This window comes from Kitasatospora sp. NPDC001132, from assembly GCF_053598415.1.
Genome location: NZ_JBSFKF010000011.1, coordinates 104,365 through 120,131, shown reverse-complemented (window position 1 = coordinate 120,131; position 15,767 = coordinate 104,365). Strand labels below are relative to the sequence as shown.

General features: G+C 72.8%; 14 protein-coding genes. 4 read left to right on the top strand and 10 right to left on the bottom strand.

Going from position 1 to position 15,767, the window contains the following annotated elements:
• Nucleotides 1-4: 4 nt before the first annotated feature.
• Nucleotides 5-1,204, bottom strand: a complete 1,200-nt coding sequence (locus ACWDBE_RS17615) for an agmatine deiminase family protein (protein WP_449808473.1) — start codon at nt 1,202-1,204, stop codon at nt 5-7.
• A gap of 142 nt (nt 1,205-1,346) precedes the next feature.
• Here ACWDBE_RS17615 and ACWDBE_RS17610 point away from each other — a divergent pair, with 142 nt between their 5' ends.
• Nucleotides 1,347-1,982, top strand: coding sequence for a TetR/AcrR family transcriptional regulator (locus ACWDBE_RS17610; RefSeq protein WP_449808472.1), 636 nt, complete (start codon nt 1,347-1,349; stop codon nt 1,980-1,982).
• Nucleotides 1,983-2,089: 107 nt separating this feature from the next.
• Here the strand turns inward: ACWDBE_RS17610 and ACWDBE_RS17605 are convergent, their stop codons facing one another.
• From ACWDBE_RS17605 to ACWDBE_RS17565, 9 genes are all read right to left on the bottom strand, one after another.
• Nucleotides 2,090-3,268 (bottom strand): agmatine deiminase family protein, encoded by a 1,179-nt coding sequence (locus ACWDBE_RS17605; RefSeq protein WP_449808471.1) that lies wholly within the window; start codon nt 3,266-3,268, stop codon nt 2,090-2,092.
• A gap of 115 nt (nt 3,269-3,383) precedes the next feature.
• The gene (locus tag ACWDBE_RS17600; protein WP_449808470.1) at nt 3,384-3,854 is read right to left on the bottom strand and encodes a DUF4436 family protein; all 471 of its coding nucleotides are present in this window, start codon (nt 3,852-3,854) and stop codon (nt 3,384-3,386) included.
• Nucleotides 3,855-4,089: 235 nt separating this feature from the next.
• Nucleotides 4,090-4,887, bottom strand: a complete 798-nt coding sequence (locus ACWDBE_RS17595) for an ABC transporter ATP-binding protein (protein ID WP_449790913.1) — start codon at nt 4,885-4,887, stop codon at nt 4,090-4,092.
• The gene (locus ACWDBE_RS17590) at nt 4,880-5,836 is read right to left on the bottom strand and encodes an ABC transporter ATP-binding protein (protein ID WP_449808469.1); all 957 of its coding nucleotides are present in this window, start codon (nt 5,834-5,836) and stop codon (nt 4,880-4,882) included. The genes ACWDBE_RS17595 and ACWDBE_RS17590 overlap by 8 nt, the downstream gene beginning before the upstream one ends.
• Nucleotides 5,837-5,879: 43 nt before the next feature.
• Nucleotides 5,880-6,752 (bottom strand): ABC transporter permease, encoded by an 873-nt coding sequence (locus ACWDBE_RS17585; protein ID WP_449790911.1) that lies wholly within the window; start codon nt 6,750-6,752, stop codon nt 5,880-5,882.
• Nucleotides 6,749-7,708 carry an ABC transporter permease gene (locus tag ACWDBE_RS17580; RefSeq protein ID WP_449790971.1) on the bottom strand — a complete coding sequence of 320 codons (960 nt, stop codon included), beginning with the start codon at nt 7,706-7,708 and terminating at the stop codon, nt 6,749-6,751. The genes ACWDBE_RS17585 and ACWDBE_RS17580 overlap by 4 nt, the downstream gene beginning before the upstream one ends.
• A 14-nt stretch (nt 7,709-7,722) precedes the next feature.
• Nucleotides 7,723-9,375 (bottom strand): ABC transporter substrate-binding protein, encoded by a 1,653-nt coding sequence (locus ACWDBE_RS17575; protein WP_449808468.1) that lies wholly within the window; start codon nt 9,373-9,375, stop codon nt 7,723-7,725.
• Between the two features lie 160 nt (nt 9,376-9,535).
• Complete coding sequence (locus ACWDBE_RS17570) at nt 9,536-10,555, bottom strand: agmatine deiminase family protein (protein ID WP_449808467.1); 1,020 nt, start codon at nt 10,553-10,555, stop codon at nt 9,536-9,538.
• 100 nt (nt 10,556-10,655) lie between these two features.
• The gene (locus tag ACWDBE_RS17565) at nt 10,656-11,903 is read right to left on the bottom strand and encodes an agmatine deiminase family protein (protein WP_449808466.1); all 1,248 of its coding nucleotides are present in this window, start codon (nt 11,901-11,903) and stop codon (nt 10,656-10,658) included.
• 162 nt (nt 11,904-12,065) lie between these two features.
• Here ACWDBE_RS17565 and ACWDBE_RS17560 point away from each other — a divergent pair, with 162 nt between their 5' ends.
• From ACWDBE_RS17560 to ACWDBE_RS17550, 3 genes are all read left to right on the top strand, one after another.
• Nucleotides 12,066-12,701, top strand: coding sequence for a TetR/AcrR family transcriptional regulator (locus ACWDBE_RS17560; RefSeq protein ID WP_449790908.1), 636 nt, complete (start codon nt 12,066-12,068; stop codon nt 12,699-12,701).
• 101 nt (nt 12,702-12,802) lie between these two features.
• Nucleotides 12,803-13,834, top strand: a complete 1,032-nt coding sequence (locus ACWDBE_RS17555) for a serine/threonine-protein kinase (protein WP_449808465.1) — start codon at nt 12,803-12,805, stop codon at nt 13,832-13,834.
• Between the two features lie 59 nt (nt 13,835-13,893).
• Nucleotides 13,894-15,174: an amidohydrolase family protein gene (locus ACWDBE_RS17550; protein ID WP_449808464.1), complete on the top strand. Its 1,281-nt coding sequence runs from the start codon at nt 13,894-13,896 to the stop codon at nt 15,172-15,174.
• Nucleotides 15,175-15,767 lie beyond the last annotated feature (593 nt).

Here is a 15,767-nt window from a genome sequence, read left to right as displayed (position 1 = left end):
GACTTCAGGCGGCGGGCTGCTGCTGGGTGACACAGTGGATGCCGCCGCCGCCCGCCCCGAGGTAGTCGATGTTGAGCTGTTCGACGGTGCGGCCGGGGAACAGCCGGGCGAGGGCGGCGCGGGCGGCGCCGTCGGCCTGGGTGTCGCCGAACTGGGCCGAGATCACCGCGTTGTTGCAGAGGTAGTAGTTGGCGTAGGAGCCGACGAAGTTCGGGTCGGCGGAGCGGATCTTGTAGTAGTCGGGGCCCTGGATGGTGCTGACCGAGATCCGGGCCCCCTGGGCGCTGGTGGCGGAGCCGAGGACGGCGTACTGCTGGCGTTCGTCCTGGGACCAGACGTCGGTGGCGCTGGGAAGCGGCAGTTGGACGACGGCCGTGCCGGCGCCGAGGAAGCGCGAGGTGGCGTCCACGTGGTCGTCGGTGACGTCCTGGCCGGCGATGCCGGGGAACCAGATCACCTCGGTCGCACCGTAGGCGGCGCACATGGCGCTCTCGATCGCCGCCTGGGACATGCCGGGGTTGCGGTCGGCGTTGATGATGCTGCTCCGGGTGGCCATCAGCGTGCCGGAGCCGTCGGTCTCGATGGCTCCGCCCTCGGCGACCAGTCCGGCGGCGGTGAACGGCAGGCCGAGGTAGGCGGCGACGCGCTGGGCGACCAGGGCGTCGTTGCCGTGCGGGTTCTGGTGGTTGCCCCAGCCGTTGAAGTTGAGGCCGATGGTGTCGAGGCCGCCCAGGCCGTCGGTGCGGAAGACCGGGCCGGTGTCCCGCATCCAGCAGTCGTCGACGGGGATGTCCCCGATGACGGTGACGGCCGAGCCGCACATCGAGCGCGCCTTGGCGACGCTGGCCGGGTTGGCGCACACGGTCACCGGCTCGTACTTGGCGATGGTCCGCGCGACGAGGGCGATGTTGGACTGGGCGCCGCCGAGCTTGCCGCGCCAGATGGTGCTGTTGTCCGGCCAGGCCATCCAGGTCCGGGTGTGCGGGACGGTGTCCAGCGGTACCCGGAGGCCGGCCGCGAGCCGCGGGGCGGGCGCGGCACCGCGGGCCCGGGTGGCGGCCCGGGCCTGGCCGGCGGTCGCGCCGGCCAGCGCGGTGCCGGCGACGGCGAGCCCGGCGGCCGTCAGGAATCCGCGGCGGCCGAGCCGCGCCTCGACGGCCGGTCGGGGGTCGTCGGTGGTGTGGGGTCTGAAGCCTTCCTCCATCACTGCCTCCCTGACAACGTCCTTTGGGGGTGGACGAGTTGACCGAAAAGGTAAAACTGGCCAAGCGCTCGGTCAAGACTTCGCGCAGGCATCCGCACCGATCCGCCCTGCCGCCGCCCCCGGAGTGGCTACAGTGACGGCCATGGCGACACAGGCGACCGGCGCGGCCCCGCGACCGGGCTCCGGACCGGGCGGCGGCCGGGCGCGCACCTCCGCCAAGGGCGAGCAGACCCGGGCCCGACTGATCGCGGCCGCCCGCACCCTCCTCGCGGGCGACGGCGCCGGGCGGTTCACCACCCGCAACGTGGCCGCGCTGTGCGGGGTCTCGCACGGGATGTGCCACTACCACTTCGCGGACCGCACCGAGTTGATCGTCGCCGTGGTGCAGGACATCCGGCCCGAGTGGATCACGCCGCTCGAGGAGGCCGTCGCCGGGCCGGGCGGCTACGCCGAGCGCGCCGGCCGGGTCCTGGCGCTGCTCACCCGGCCGGAGAGCCCCGACCTGGCGCGGCTGCACGCGGCCCTGCACTGGCTGGCTCTGAACGACGAACGCGTCCGCACCGCCCTGGAGGCCGAGTACGCGCGCTGGCGCTCCGCCTTCGTACGGCTGTTCCGGTGCCTGGTCGAGGAGCGCGGCAGCGGCGCCGACCCGGTGCCGCTCGGCGAGGCCTTCGCCGCCGCCGTGGACGGGCTCGCCGCCATCGGGTCGCTGGACGGGACGGTGGACGACGGCCGGGTGTTGCGGACCCTGCTGGGATCGCTGTCCGCCAGGGCGTGACCGGCCGGTGGGCCCGTCGCCACGCCCGCCCCGAACCGGACGGGCGGCCGGTCGTCACGACCTGTCATCCCGACCCGTCGCCCCACCCCGTCGCCACACCCCCCTCGTCACGATCCCGACGTCATGGTCCCGGTGGCGGGCTGCTGCTGGGTGGCGCAGTGGATGCCGCCGCCGCCCGCGGCGATGTGGTTGATGGTCAGCTGGGTGACCTTTCGGCCGGGGTGGAGACCGCCGATGACGCCGGCCGCGTGGTCGTCGGCGGCCTTGTCGCCGAAGCGCGGGACGATGACGCCTCCGTTGCAGACGTAGTAGTTGATGTAGGTGGCGAGGAAGTTCTTGCCCGCGCCCTGGATCAGGCCGAGGTCCGGCTCGGGGAGGTCGACCACCTCGAGCGTCCGGCCCCTGGCGTCGGTCGCGGACTGCAGCACCTGGAGGGCCTGCGCGGAGGCGCTGGTCCAGACGTCCGGCGTGGTGTCGGCGGCCGGGCGGTGCAGCACGACGGTGCCGGGCTCGGCGAAGCGGGCCAGGGCGTCGACGTGGCAGTCGGTGATGTCCTGCCCGGCGACGCCCTTGAACCAGATCACCTTCTCGACGCCGAGCAGCTCCTTGAGGCTCGCCTCGATCTGGTCGCGGCTCTTGCCGGGGTTGCGGTTGTCGTTGGCCCAGGAGCTCTCGGTGGCCATCAGGGTGCCCTCGCCGTCCACCTCGATGCCGCCGCCCTCACCGGTGATCGGCGCCTGGAGGCGGGTGATGCCGTAGTGGTCGAGGAGGTTGCGGGCCGCCTGGCTGTCGTTGGCGTGGGTCTGCTTGCCGCCCCAGCCGTTGAAGTTGAAGTCGACCCCGGCGAGGCCCTGGGAGCCGGTGACGAAGGTCGGGCCGGTGTCCCGGGCCCACAGGTCGTCGACCATCAACTCCAGCACCTCGACCGAGGAGCCACAAGCCTGGCGTGCCTGGTCGGCCTGGTCGGGCCTGGCCAGCAGGACGACCGGTTCGAAGCCCGCGACGGTCTGGGCCAGCGAGGCGATGTCCTGCCGGACGCCGGGGAGTTGGTCACCCCACACCTCCTCCAGGGCCGGCCAGGCCATGAAGGTGCGGGTGTGCGGGCTCGACTCGGCGGGCATCGCCCTCCCGGCGGCGGCGGCCGGGCCGCTGCCCGAGGCCGCGCCGCTCGGCCCGGGCTGCTCCTCCGCGCCGCCGTCGGAGGAGCAGCCGCCGGCCAGGGCCAGGGCGGCGAGCGCGGCCGCGGACTGCAGGAGGGCGCGGCGGGACGGCCGGGGGTCAGCCATGGGGCCTCGTTCCGGTAGGTGTCGGGGTTCGGCTCCGCAGGCTACTGACAGGAAGATCAGGATCCGGTGCGGCGCGCCTCCACCGTTCGGGGGAATCCGCCCACCCGCCGTCCGCTCAGGAGGCGTCTGCGGCCTCTGCGTCCTCCCGTTCGCGGCGCAGCCGGTGCTCGGTGCGGATGCCGCACCACGCGGTGCAGGCCAGGCTCGCGGCGATGATCCCCTCGGCCCAGAAGAACGCCACGTAGTCCATCAGCGAGCCGATCGGCGGCGAGCCGGGGGCGGCGTTGCGCATGCCGATCAGGGCGAAGAGGCTCGCCGCCATCCAGCCCAGGGAGGGCCAGACCAGCCCCTCGCGCTTGCGGTGGAGCACCTCGGCGGCGCCGAGGACGGCCAGGGCGATGGCCCACATCGCCGCGATCATGAACCAGGAGAGGATGAAGGTGCTGCGGGAGCGGGTGATCCTGGCGTCCAGGGTCGGGCGGTGACGTCCAGTTCGATCCAGTCGGGGGCCGACGGCATCGCCAGCTCCCTGGTCTGCTCGCGGGTGTTGCGTTCGTTGAGGTACAGCCCGATGCCCGCTCCGCACAGGGTGATGACCACCGCCAGGACGGCGGTGAACCGCCAGTGGCGGCGGCGTCGGGGGCCGGGCGCACGGCCGGTTCGGTCGCGGCGGTTTCGTCGATGGTGACCTGCACGGTCGTCCTTTCTGCGGCGGAACGCGCCGGGCCGGCAGGGTCGCTGCCGGCCCGGCGCCGTCCGCCGGTCGTGCTCGTTCACCCGGGACCCGGCAGGTCCCACCACCTGTCGGGGCCCGGGCCGTCTTACAGTGCGCGGCGCGCGGCGGCGATCCGGTCGGGATCCCAGCCGGGCCGGGGGACGGACTCCAGCAGCAGCCTGGTGTAGGCGTGCTCCGGGGAGTCCAGGACGTGGGCGGTGGGGCCGGATTCGACGATCCGTCCGTGGCGCATCACGACGACCTCGTCGGTGACGCAGCGGACCACGCCGAGGTCGTGAGTGATGAAGAGGTAGCCGATACCGGTCTCCTCGCGGATGTCGGCGAGCAGGTTGAGCACCTGCGCCTGGACCGAGACGTCCAGGGCGGCGACCGCCTCGTCCAGGACCAGGACGGCCGGTCGCACGGCCAGCGCCCGGGCGATGGCGACGCGCTGGCGCTGGCCGCCGGAGAGCTGCCGGGGCAGCGCCTCGGCGGCCCGGGTGCCCAGGCCGACCTGGTCGAGGAGTTCCCGGATCCGGGCCGGGTGGTCGGTGTCGGGGAAGTGCAGCCTCAGGGTCTCGCGCAGGACGGCCTCGACGCTGGTGCGCGGGTCCAGGGACAGGTACGGGTCCTGGAAGACCATCTGGACCTCGCGGGCGCGGGCCAGCCGTTCGGCCCTCCCCCGCGCCCGGCCGCTCCGGGCCCGGCCGTGGACCAGCACTTCGCCCGCGTCGGCCTGTTCGAGGCCGACCACGATCCGGGCGGTGGTGGTCTTGCCCGAGCCGGACTCGCCGACGATGCCGAGCGAGGCGCCGGCGTCGAGGGTGAAGGAGACGTCGTCCACGGCCTGCACGGAGCCGAAGGTGCGGCGCAGTCCGCTGACCCGCAGGACGGGCTCAGCCATCGGTGCGGCTCCCTTCGAGCGGGTGGTGGCAGGCGGACGGGTGCTCGCCCTGCTGCACGGGCACCTGCTCGCGGCAGATCCCGGTTGCGTGGCGGCAGCGTTCGGCGAACGCGCAGCCGGTCAACTCCTCCCGAAGGTCAGGCGGTTGGCCGTCGATGGCGGCGAGCCGGCCGGCCGGGGCATCCAGCGCCGGGGTGGCCGCGAGCAGCGCGGCGGTGTACGGGTGGCGGGGCCGCTCGAACAGCGCTGCGGCGGAGCCGTGTTCGGCGATCCGCCCGGCGTACATCACGTAGACCCGGTCGCTGATCGCGGCGGCGAGGCCGAGGTCGTGGGTGACGAACAGCAGGCCGGTGCCGAAGCGTTCGCGCAGCCGGCCGAGCAGGGCGACCACCTCGGCCTGGCTGGTGACGTCGAGCGCGGTGGTGGGTTCGTCGGCGAGCAGCAGGACCGGGTCGCCCATCAGGGCGGCGGCGATCATGACGCGTTGCAGCATGCCGCCGGAGAGCTGTCCGGGGTAGCGGCGCAGCAGGTCCGGCTTGAGGCCGACGGCGTCGAGGAGTTCCACGGCACGCCGGTCGGCGTCTGCGGCGCTCATCGTGCCGGTGAGCCGCACGCTCTCGGTGAGGAAGTCGCCGATCCGGCGCAGCGGGTTGATGGCGGCTCGGGGGTCCTGGAAGATCATTGCGGCCCGGCCGGTGCGCAGGGCGCGCAGCCGGCCGGGGTCCATGGTCAGGACGTCCTGGCCGCCGACCAGGACCTTCCCCTCGGCCTCGGCGCCTGGTGGCAGCAGGCCGAGGGCGGCGCGGGAGGTGAGGGTCTTGCCGGAGCCGGACTCGCCGACCAGGGCGACCGTCTCACCGGCACCGACGGTGAGGTCGACGCCGTCGAGGACGGGGCGGGCGGTGCCGGGCAGTCGGAGCCGGAGGCCCTGGATGTCGAGGGCGTTCACTCGGTCCTTCCAGTGGTGCGGTGGTCGTTCACGTGCTTCCCGTTCATGCGGACCTCCGGGCGACCTGGTCGGCCCAGCGTTCGCCAACCACGTTGAAGGCGACGACGGTGAGCACGATCAGGGCGCATGGCAGGATCGCGGAGAGCGGGTAGCCGTGCTGGATCGCGGTCTGGCCGTCGAAGACCATCCGGCCCCAGTCGGGGGTGAGGGCGGGGACGCCGAGTCCGAGGAACGACAGGCCGGCCAAGTCCATCAGGGCGTAGCCGAAGTTGACCGCGGACTGGGCGAGGACGATCGGCACGATGTTGGGCAGGACGTGCCGCAGGCAGATCTGCACCGCGGAGTGGCCCTGGACCTGGTACGCGGAGACGTAGGGGCGGGTGCGTTCGGCCAGCACCAGCGAGCGGGTGAGGCGGGAGACGTAGGGCAGGTAGGCGATCGCCAGGGCGACGACCGGGGCGAGCAGGCCCTCCCCGTACACCGAGACGATCAGGATGGCGAGCAGCATGCCGGGGAAGGCGAAGACCAGTTCGGTGCTGCGGGACAGGACGGAGTCGAGCCAGCCGCCCCGCCAGCCGGCGGCGAGGCCGACCGCGATGCCGGCGACGGTGGAGAAGACCACCACGCCGAGCGGCCCGAGCAGCGAGGTGCGGGCGCCGGTCAGCAGCCGGGAGAGGGTGTCGCGCCCGGCGGCGTCGACGCCGAGCAGGTGGTCGGGCGAGGGCCCGGCGAGGGCGTTGCCGAGGTCGACGCCGTTCGGGTCGTACGGCGCCAGCCAGGGCGCGAGCAGCGCGGCGAGCACCACCAGGGCGGCGAAGCCGAGGCAGATCAGGTGGAGCGGGCCGCCGGCGGACTTGAGTCGGGCGAGGCCGGGACGGCGGGTGAGGCCCGGCCGTTGGGTGAGACCGGTACTCATGCGTCGGACCTCCTGGAGCCGAGGGTGACCCGGGGGTCGACCAGCGGGTGGAGCAGGTCGACGATCAGGTTCACGGTCATGAACAGGGCGACGATGATCAGTGAGATGGCCTGGACGGTCGGGAAGTCCTTGGTGGTGGTGGACAGTTCGAGCAGCTGGCCGAGCCCGCCGATGCTGAACGCGGACTCCACCAGGATCGTGCAGACCAGCAGGGTGGAGACGATCAGGCCGCCGGTGGTCAGCACGGTGCCCAGCGCGTTGCGGAACACGTGGCGGCTGATCACATCGCGCTCCGGGACGCCCCGGCTGCGGGCCACGGTGACGTGCTCGCCCTCCAGGGCCTCCAGCATCGCCGAGCGGGTGACCCGGGCGAGCATGCCGATCAGGTACAGCGCGAGGGCGATCGCCGGGAGGGTGAGGTGCCAGAGCATGTCGCCGAGGCCGTCCCCGGCGCCGCTGGTCGGAAACCAGCCCAGCTTCACCGCGAACAGGCCCTGGAGCAGGACGGCCGCGACGAAGGAAGGCGTGCCGAGGGCGAAGGTGGTGGTGACCAGGATGGTGGAGTCGGTCGCGCCGCCGCGCACCGCGCCGAGCCGGCCGAGCAGCAGGCCGACGACGACCACGACCACCAGGGCCATGGCCACCAGCAGCGTGGTCGCCGGGAGCCGGTCGGCCAGCAGCTTGGAGACGTCGGTGCGGTAGGTGATGGAGCGCCCGAAGTCGCCCTGGAGGACCTGGCCCAGCCACCGGAGGTAGCGGACCAGGAACGGGTCGTCCAGGTGGTACTGCTCGTTGATCGCCTGGAGGGCCTCCGGGGAGGCCGACCGGCCGGACAGCAGGAAGCTCGCCGGGTTGCCCGGCGCCACGTACATCGCGCCGAACACCACGAAGGACGCGCCGAGCAGGGTGGCCGCCATCTCCAGCAGGCGCCGGGCCGCGAACCTCAGGAAGCCCATCGCTCCGGGGGAGTTCACCGGGCGGCCCCCACGTCGGCGGCCCACGGGTAGTACATGTACGAGATGGTGGTCGGGGCGCCGGTGATCCGCTTGTTGAGGAAGAGGGCGGTGGGCCACTCGGCGACCGGGATCCAGAGCAACTGCTGGGAGGCGGTCTGCTGGAGCTTGGCCTCGATCGCGGCGCGCTTGGCCGGGTCGTACTCGGCGGTGCCCTGATCGACCAGGGCGTCGTAGGCCTGGTCGCTGTAGCCGCCGAAGTTCTGGTAGGCGCCGGTCTTGAAGTTGGTGAGCAGGTCGAGCGGGTCGGTCACCGAGTCGTAGTAGGTCTCGGGGATGAGGTCCAGGCCCTCGCGGGCCTTGGGGTCGGTGAACAGCGCGGTGAAGGCATTCGGGGCGATGGTCTTGAGCCGGATGTTCAGCCCGATCTGCGCGCCGGCGGACTGGACGGCGGTGGCGAGCAGCGAGACGTCCTGGCCGATGGTGCTGGTGGCGACGGTGACGGTCTTGCCGCTCGCACCGGCTTCCTTGATCAGGGCCTTGGCCTGGTCGAGGTCCTGGGCGGTGGGGGTGAGGTTCTCGAAGGCGCTCTTGCGGACGTCGTCGGGGGCCCCGGCCCAGGCGGCCTTGGTGGTGAGCGAGCCGGTGACGGTGCCGGCGCCGGCCAGGCCGGTCTTGACGAAGCCGGAGCGGTCGAGCGCCAGGGACAGCGCCTTGCGGACCCGGACGTCGCCGAGCGCGCCCTGCATGTTGGTGACGTTGAGGTTGACGGTGCTCAGGCCCTCGCCGAAGTACAGCGTGCCCGGGCCGGTCTTCTTCAGCCGGTCGTAGCTCTCGGTGGGGATCAGGTAGCCGCCGTCGACCTCACCGCTGAGCATCGCGTTGGTGCGGGCGGAGGGGTCGGTGAGGAAGCGGAAGACGGCCTTCTCGGCCTTGGCCTTGGTGCCCCAGTAGTCGTCGAACCGCTCCAGCTCGATCGACTGGCCTTTGGCCCAGGCGCCCAGCTTGAAGGGCCCGGTGCAGTCCAGGCTGCCAGCGGTGCCGTAGTCCTTGCCCGCCGACTCCACCCCGGTCCTGGCCGCGACCACGCCGGCCGCGGTGGCCATGTACTGCGGGAACTGGGAGTCGGGGCGCTTGAGCTTGACGGTCGCCTGGAGCGGGCCGGTCGCAGTGACCGAGTCGACGTTCTGGAACACCTGGGCCCAGGCCGCCGCGTTGTCCGGGGCGGTCTGGCGGCCGAAGCTGTAGACCACGTCGTCGGCGGTCATCACCGAGCCGTCGTGGAAGTGCACGCCGGAGCGCAGGTCGTAGACCCAGGTGGTCGGGTCCGGGTTGGAGGCCTTCTCGGCCAGTCCGGGGGCCAGGGTGAGCTGGGGCGTCCAGCGCATCAGGCTCTCGCAGACGTTGGACAGGATGGTGTTCTGCGGGTAGTCGAAGGCCTGGACGTAGTCGAGCGTGGGCGGCTCGGCGTAGGTGGCCCAGGTGAAGGAGTCGATGTCGCCCTTGGCGGTCGGCGTGGTGGCGGAGAGCTGGACGCCGGCCTGGTCGCCGCCGCCGTTGCGCGGCGGGCCGGAGCAGGCCGCGACCAGGGCCGCGGCCGAGAGCAGGGCCGCGGCGGCGAGGACGAGCCGGCCCGGGGAGGGGATGCGTCTCGCGGGGGTGAGGGTCATGGCGTGGGCTTTCGGTCGGAGCGGGGAGAGGACGTGGGGCCGCGCGGTCTCGCGGGCGTCCGGTCCGGACCGCTGGCGGCCGGACCATGGTCGGGTCCGGCCGCTGGTGAGGGTTGGGTGAGCGTACGGCCCTGCTTCCGGCGGGCCGCGCAGGGGGACGTCAGGCGCGGGCGGCCGGGACCTGCTGGGTGATGCAGTGGATGCCGCCGCCGCCCCAGGCGATCACCCGGGAGCGGACGCCGACGACCTTGCGGCCCGGGTACGCCCCGGCCAGCACGGCGAGGGCGCCCTCGTCGGCGGGGTGGTCGGCCACCGGGACGACGACCGCGCCGTTGGCCAGGTAGTAGTTGAGGTAGCCGACCTCGACCTCGCGGCCGTCCACCTCGACGAAGGCGGCCTGCGGCACGTCGACGATCTCGAACGGGCGGCCCTGGGCGTCGGTGGAGTGCTCCAGCACGGCGCGGTTGGCCCGCATCCGGGCGTAGTCGGGGTGCTCCGGGTCGGCCGGGAGCTGGACGACGACCTTGCCGGGGGCGGCGAAGGCGCAGACACCGTCCACGTGGCCGTCGGTCTCGGTGTCCAGCAGCCCGCCGTAGGGCAGCCAGATCACCTTGGTGACGCCGAGGCGCTGCTTGAGCTCGGCCTCGATCTCCTCGCGGCTCATGCCGGGGTTGCGGTTGGGGTGCAGCAGGCACTGCTCGGTGGTGATCAGGGTGCCCTCGCCGTCGACGGTGATCGCGCCGCCCTCGAGGATCATCTCGGAGCGGACGGCCGGGACGTCGAGGTGCTCCAGCAGCAGGCCGCTGATCCGGTCGTCGGCGTCCCAGGGGTGGTGCTTGCCGCCCCAGGCGTTGAAGCGGAAGTCCACGCCGGCCCGGCGGCCCTCGGCGTCGAGCACGAAGATCGGCGCGGAGTCGCGGAACCAGGAGTCGTCCAGCGGCAGCTCGACGACGGTGACGCCGGCGGCGCCCGCGCCGCACAGCGCGCGTGCCTCCTCGCCGTGGCCGGGCGGGGCGACCATCGTCACCGGCTCGAACTCGGCGATGGTGCGGGCGACTTCGGCGTACTCGCGCTTCACCTCGGCGAGCGTGGCGCCCCACAGGTCCTCACGGACGGGCCAGGCCATCAGGCAGCCCTCGTGCTCGGTCCACTCGGCGGGCATGCGGTACGGGACGGTCACGGGATACCTCTTCGGGATCGGGTGTGCGGGTGGAACGGTGGACCCGGCGGCCCGCTCCGTGGGGTTGGCCTGCGGGCCGCCGGGAGTCTCGGGTGGTGACTCAGACGGCCGGCGGGACGCTGGGCTGGGACTGGGTCGCGCAGTGGATGCCGCCACCGCCGCTGGCGATGTTGTCGATGTTCAGCTGGACGACGTCGCGGTCCGGGTAGGCGGCCTGGAGAATCGCGTAGGCGGCTCCGTCGGCCACCGCGTCGCCGAACTGCGGGACGAACACGGCGCCGTTGGCGGTGTAGTAGTTGGTGTAGCTGGACAGGAAGTCCTTGCCCCTGCCGCGGATCAACTGCCGGTCCGGGCCAGGCAGTTCCGTGATGGCCAGTGGGCGGCCCTGCGCGTCGGTGGCGTTCGCCAGGATCCGCTTGGACTCCTGGTAGACGTCGATCCAGATCTGCGCGGTGCCCGGGCCGGGCTGGTCGAGGATGACCCGGCCGGGCGCGGTGAAGCGGGCCAGGCAGTCGATGTGGCCGTCGGTGATGTCCTGGCCGGCCAGGCCCGGGAGCCAGATCACCTTGCTCACGCCGAGGCCGTCCTTGAGGGCCTGCTCGACCTGGTCCTGGAACATGCCGGGGTTGCGGTTGGCGTTGACCAGCGAGCTGACGGTGGCCAGCAGGGTGCCCTGGCCGTCCGTCTCCAGCGAGCCGCCCTCGCCGGTGAACGGGGCGGTGATCCGGTTGACGCCGTAGCCGTGGAGCAGGGTGGCCGCGACGGCGGCGTCCTCGGCGTAGGGCTGGTAGTAGGACGTACCGCTCTTGCCCCAGCCGTTGAAGTTGGTGTCGAGCCCGGCGACCGCGCCCGGGGCGGTGAGGAAGGTCGGGCCGAAGTCCCGGATCCACAGGTCGTCGTTGGCGATCTCCAGCACGGTGATGCCGTGGGTGCTGCCCCGGCCCAGCCAGTACCGGGCGTCAGCGGCCTGGCTCGGGCGGGCCAGCACGACGACCGGCTCGTACTTGGAGATCGCGTAGGCGACCCGGGCGATGTCGTCGCGGACGCCGGAGAGCTGTCGGCCCCAGATCGCGGACAGGGCGGGCCAGGCCATGAAGGTGCGGTCGTGCCGGTCGGTCTCGGCCGGCATCCGCAGCGGCGGAGTGGCTGTGGCCGCCTGGAGACCGGCGCTCGACGCGTAGTCCGTGCTCGGAGCGAAGTCGCCCGGGGCGTGGTCGGTGCCCGCCGCGTGAGCGGCGGTGGGCAGCACCGCGCCGAGGGACAACACCGGCAGGGCCGCGGCTCCGAACTGGAGCAGCTTTCTGCGCGAGGGCATGGGGGTGGCCTCGGAAGACGTGGAGATGATCATGAAACGCTCCCTGGAAGTGGTGGGAGAGATGTGGGGGTTGCCCCGCATCCTGTACCTCACTGAAAATTCAGTCAACCCTGTAGGCCGAACCAAACCAAAAGGACTGACAAAATAGTCAGGACTTCGTCAAGACCGCATCCGGGGCGGGTACAGTTGGCGTCCATGTCAGACCGCCGGACAGCGATACTCCAGGCCGCCACCCGTGTCATCGCCCGACGCGGGGTGCGCGGACTGAGGATGGGCGAGCTGGCCTCCGAGGCCGGCGTGTCCACCGCACTGATCTACTACCACTTCACCGACCGGGCGGGGATCCTGCGGCAGACACTGGAGTACATCGGCGACCGCGCCGACCACTACACCACCGAGGACCGCCCCGCCCCCGACCAGGGCCACAACCAGCACAAGGACCCGCGCGCGGACCTCGAACAGGTCCTGCTGCTGGAGCTCCAGGACACCACCGAGGTCCGCGAGAACAGCACCGCCTGGGGCGAGCTGCGGGCTACCGCCGTGTTCGAACCGGAGCTGCGCCGGGACCTCGCCCGCAGCACCCACGGCTGGGTCCACGACATCGCCGGCCTGCTCTCCCAGGCCGCCCCGGACGGCACCGCCCCCTTCCACACGGCCACCGCCGAACGCCTGACCGCACTGGTGGAAGGCCTCAGCGTGCGCTGGTTGAGCGGTTCGCTGCCGATCGAGCAGGCGCGCCGGCTGCTCCGCGGCGCGATCGAGGCAGAGTTGGACGCCCCGCGACCGGGTCGGGCAGCCCCGGTCGCCGGGGGCGGATTCGGCGGATCCTGACGAAACCTCTAAACTCTGCGGCGCCAGCGAGCCGTCGCCTGCCCACCCCGGGCCTGGACGGCTCCGCGTCCCGTCCCTGTCCGCCGAGAGAGGCAGCCCGCATGTCCGCTGACCGATCCCCCTTCGCCCTCCAGCCGGTCTTCCAGGCGCTGACCGCGGACGACCCGCGCGAGATCGGCGGCCACCTGCTGTACGCACGGCTCGGCGCCGGCGGCATGGGCCGGGTCTACCTGGCGTACACCCCGGGCGGTCGGCCGGTGGCACTCAAGGTGATCCGGCCCGAGCTGGCCGAGGACCCCGAGTTCCGGGCCCGGTTCGCCCAGGAGGTGGCCAGCGCCCGGCGCATCCACGGCCTGTTCACCGCCCAGCTGATCGACGCCGGCCCGGACGCCGCCACGCCGTGGCTGGCCACCACCTACGTGCCGGGCCCGTCCCTGCAGCAGGTGGTGCAGCGCTTCGGCCCACTCCCCGAACGGACCGTCCTGCTGCTGCTGGCCGGCATCGCCGAGGCGCTTCAGGCGATCCACGCCAGCGGGGTGGTCCACCGCGACCTCAAGCCGGCCAACGTGCTGATCGCCGCCGACGGCCCCCGGGTGATCGACTTCGGCATCGCCCGCGCGGCCGACGCCAGCGCGCTGACCGGCACCGGACTGCGGATCGGCTCGCCCGCCTACATGGCCCCCGAGCAGGCCGTGGGCCAGGGCGCGACACCGGCCACCGACGTGTACGCCCTGGGCGCCCTCGGCGTCCACGTCGCGGGCGGCACCCCGCCCTTCGGCGACGGACCGGACCCTGCGGCGCTCTACCGGACGGTCCACGAGGAGCCCGACCTCGACCGGGTCCCGGAGAGCCTTCGCGAACTGCTCCGGCAATGCCTGGCCAAACGGCCGGAGGACCGGCCGACCACCACCGAGGTGATCGCCGCCGCCCGCAACCACCCGGCGGTGGGCGGGCAGCTCCGATTCGGTGAGGACTGGCTGCCGTACCCGCTGACCAGCCAGATCACCCGGCACGCCGCCCTGCCGCAGGTGCCCGCCGAGGCCGCCCGCCCCGGCCAGGACTCGGCCCCGACGGTTCTCGCGCCGTCGTCAGCCCGGAGTGCTGGGCGCCCGCGGGCTGAGCCGGTTGCCTGACCGCCTCCGCCCGGGTGTGCCGTCTGGTGGCGGTCCCCCGGCCGGGCGAGGATGGCGGCATGGGTGTCGACGGCTCCGCTGCCGGGCTGCTGGTGACGAACGTGCGCGTCTTCGACGGGATCGGCCCGGAGGCGGTGCCGGGGCACGTCCGGATCGAGCGGGACAGGATCGCCGAGGTGCTGCCGGGCGCCCCGTCCCCGCGAAGCGCCCAGGGGGCGACGGTGCTCGACGGCGGCGGCCGCACGCTCATCCCGGGGCTCACCGACGCGCACGTCCACCTGTTCGCGATCGGCGGCACCATGGCGGAGCTGCAGCTCGGATCGACCGGCGCCGTCTACTACCAGGCGCTGGCCTCGGCCCGCGAGATGCTGATGCGCGGCTTCACCACCGTCCGGGACATGGCCGGCGACACCGAGCCGCTGCGGCGGGTCCTCGACCGCGGGCTGTTCCCCGGCCCGCGGATCTACCCGAGCCAGGCGGCCGTGTCCCAGACCTCCGGCCACGGTGACTTCGGGACCGCCTACGACACCCCGACCGCCCTGGGCGGTCCGCAGGCCCGCACCGAACAGCTCGGGTTCACGCGGGTGGCCGATGGGCCGGAGCGGGTGCTCGCCGCGGTGCGCGAGCAGCTGAGGAAGGGCGCGGCGCAGATCAAGCTGATGGCCGGCGGAGGTGTCGTCTCCGAGTTCGACCCGCTGGACGTCCTGCAGTTCACCACCCCGGAACTCGAGGCGGCGGTGGCCGCGGCCGCCGACTGGGGCACCTACGTGGCCGCGCACGTCTACACCTCCGAGGGCGTGCGCCGCGCGGTGGACGCCGGGGTGCGCTGCATCGAGCACGGACACCTCGTCGACGAGGACACCGTCCGCCACCTCGCGCAGAAGAACGTGTGGCTGAGCACCCAGCCGTTCGAGGTCGACGACCACCACTACGCCTCCCCGGACAGCGACCGCAAGAACCGCGAGGTGTGCGAGGGCGTCGCCCGTACCTTCGGCTGGGCACAGCGGCACGGCGTGCGGCTCGCCTTCGGCACCGACCTGGTGTTCGGTCCCGGGAAGGCCCACCGGCAGAACGAGATGCTCGTCCGGCTCGGCGACCACCTCAGCCCCGTCGAGGCCCTGAGGCTGGCCACCTCCGGCAACGCCGAACTGTTCCGCATGTCCGGTCGCCGCGACCCCTACCGGGCGGCGCCGCTCGGAGTCATCGCACCGGGGGCCTGGGCCGACCTCCTGGTCGTCGACGGCGACCCGACCACCGACCTGTCCGTCCTCGCCGACCCCGAACGCAACCTGCGCCTCATCGTCAGGGGCGGCGTCGTCCACAAGAACGAACTCGGCTGACCTCCCCACCGCACAGCAGCACAGCGAGGGCCCGTCACCACGGGTGATGACCCTGCTCGGCGCACCGGGATTGCCGGGCCCCGCCGGTCCCGGGAGGCCCGGGGGAACCACCCGAGCGCCAGGGAGCCTCCGCGCACGTCCCCGAAGACGCTAGCCGTCGCCGTCGCCGCCCTCACCCTGAACATGGCCACCGGCAGCGCCGACTGCACGGTCTCCTGGACTAAGGACGGCGTCACCTTCAAGCCGCTCACCCCCGGCAGCAACGCCTCGGCCTTCCTGGACCAGCTCCTGAGCCGGCCTCAGCAGAACGGAACGCCGGCACAACGGATACGGAGGCGGCTCGGGTTCAGCCTCCGGGGCGGGAATGTTCCCGAATGGGAAGTTCCCAGGTCAAAGAAGTGAACCGAAGCCGGAGTTGTGAAATGTGCACGCCCTTTCAAGGGCTTCTCCCCTGGCGCCGATGCCGCCAATTCCAGGAAAGATTCCATTACTTACTCGATCGGCGCGAATCCCTTCCGCTCGCCGACCGAATCTGACAGCATCGTCCGCTATCCGGCGACCGAAGGCCGGTGATCACCGCGCCGGCATGCCCG

What these genes read in the sequence shown, in the direction of transcription:
- ACWDBE_RS17615 (WP_449808473.1), bottom strand. Translation starts at nt 1,204, where the DNA reads ATGGAGGAAGGCTTCAGACCCCACACCACCGACGACCCCCGACCGGCC.
- ACWDBE_RS17610 (WP_449808472.1), top strand. Translation starts at nt 1,347, where the DNA reads ATGGCGACACAGGCGACCGGCGCGGCCCCGCGACCGGGCTCCGGACCG.
- ACWDBE_RS17605 (WP_449808471.1), bottom strand. Translation starts at nt 3,268, where the DNA reads ATGGCTGACCCCCGGCCGTCCCGCCGCGCCCTCCTGCAGTCCGCGGCC.
- ACWDBE_RS17595 (WP_449790913.1), bottom strand. Translation starts at nt 4,887, where the DNA reads ATGGCTGAGCCCGTCCTGCGGGTCAGCGGACTGCGCCGCACCTTCGGC.
- ACWDBE_RS17585 (WP_449790911.1), bottom strand. Translation starts at nt 6,752, where the DNA reads ATGAGTACCGGTCTCACCCAACGGCCGGGCCTCACCCGCCGTCCCGGC.
- ACWDBE_RS17580 (WP_449790971.1), bottom strand. Translation starts at nt 7,708, where the DNA reads ATGGGCTTCCTGAGGTTCGCGGCCCGGCGCCTGCTGGAGATGGCGGCC.
- ACWDBE_RS17575 (WP_449808468.1), bottom strand. Translation starts at nt 9,375, where the DNA reads ATGACCCTCACCCCCGCGAGACGCATCCCCTCCCCGGGCCGGCTCGTC.
- ACWDBE_RS17565 (WP_449808466.1), bottom strand. Translation starts at nt 11,903, where the DNA reads ATGATCATCTCCACGTCTTCCGAGGCCACCCCCATGCCCTCGCGCAGA.
- ACWDBE_RS17560 (WP_449790908.1), top strand. Translation starts at nt 12,066, where the DNA reads ATGTCAGACCGCCGGACAGCGATACTCCAGGCCGCCACCCGTGTCATC.
- ACWDBE_RS17555 (WP_449808465.1), top strand. Translation starts at nt 12,803, where the DNA reads ATGTCCGCTGACCGATCCCCCTTCGCCCTCCAGCCGGTCTTCCAGGCG.
- ACWDBE_RS17550 (WP_449808464.1), top strand. Translation starts at nt 13,894, where the DNA reads ATGGGTGTCGACGGCTCCGCTGCCGGGCTGCTGGTGACGAACGTGCGC.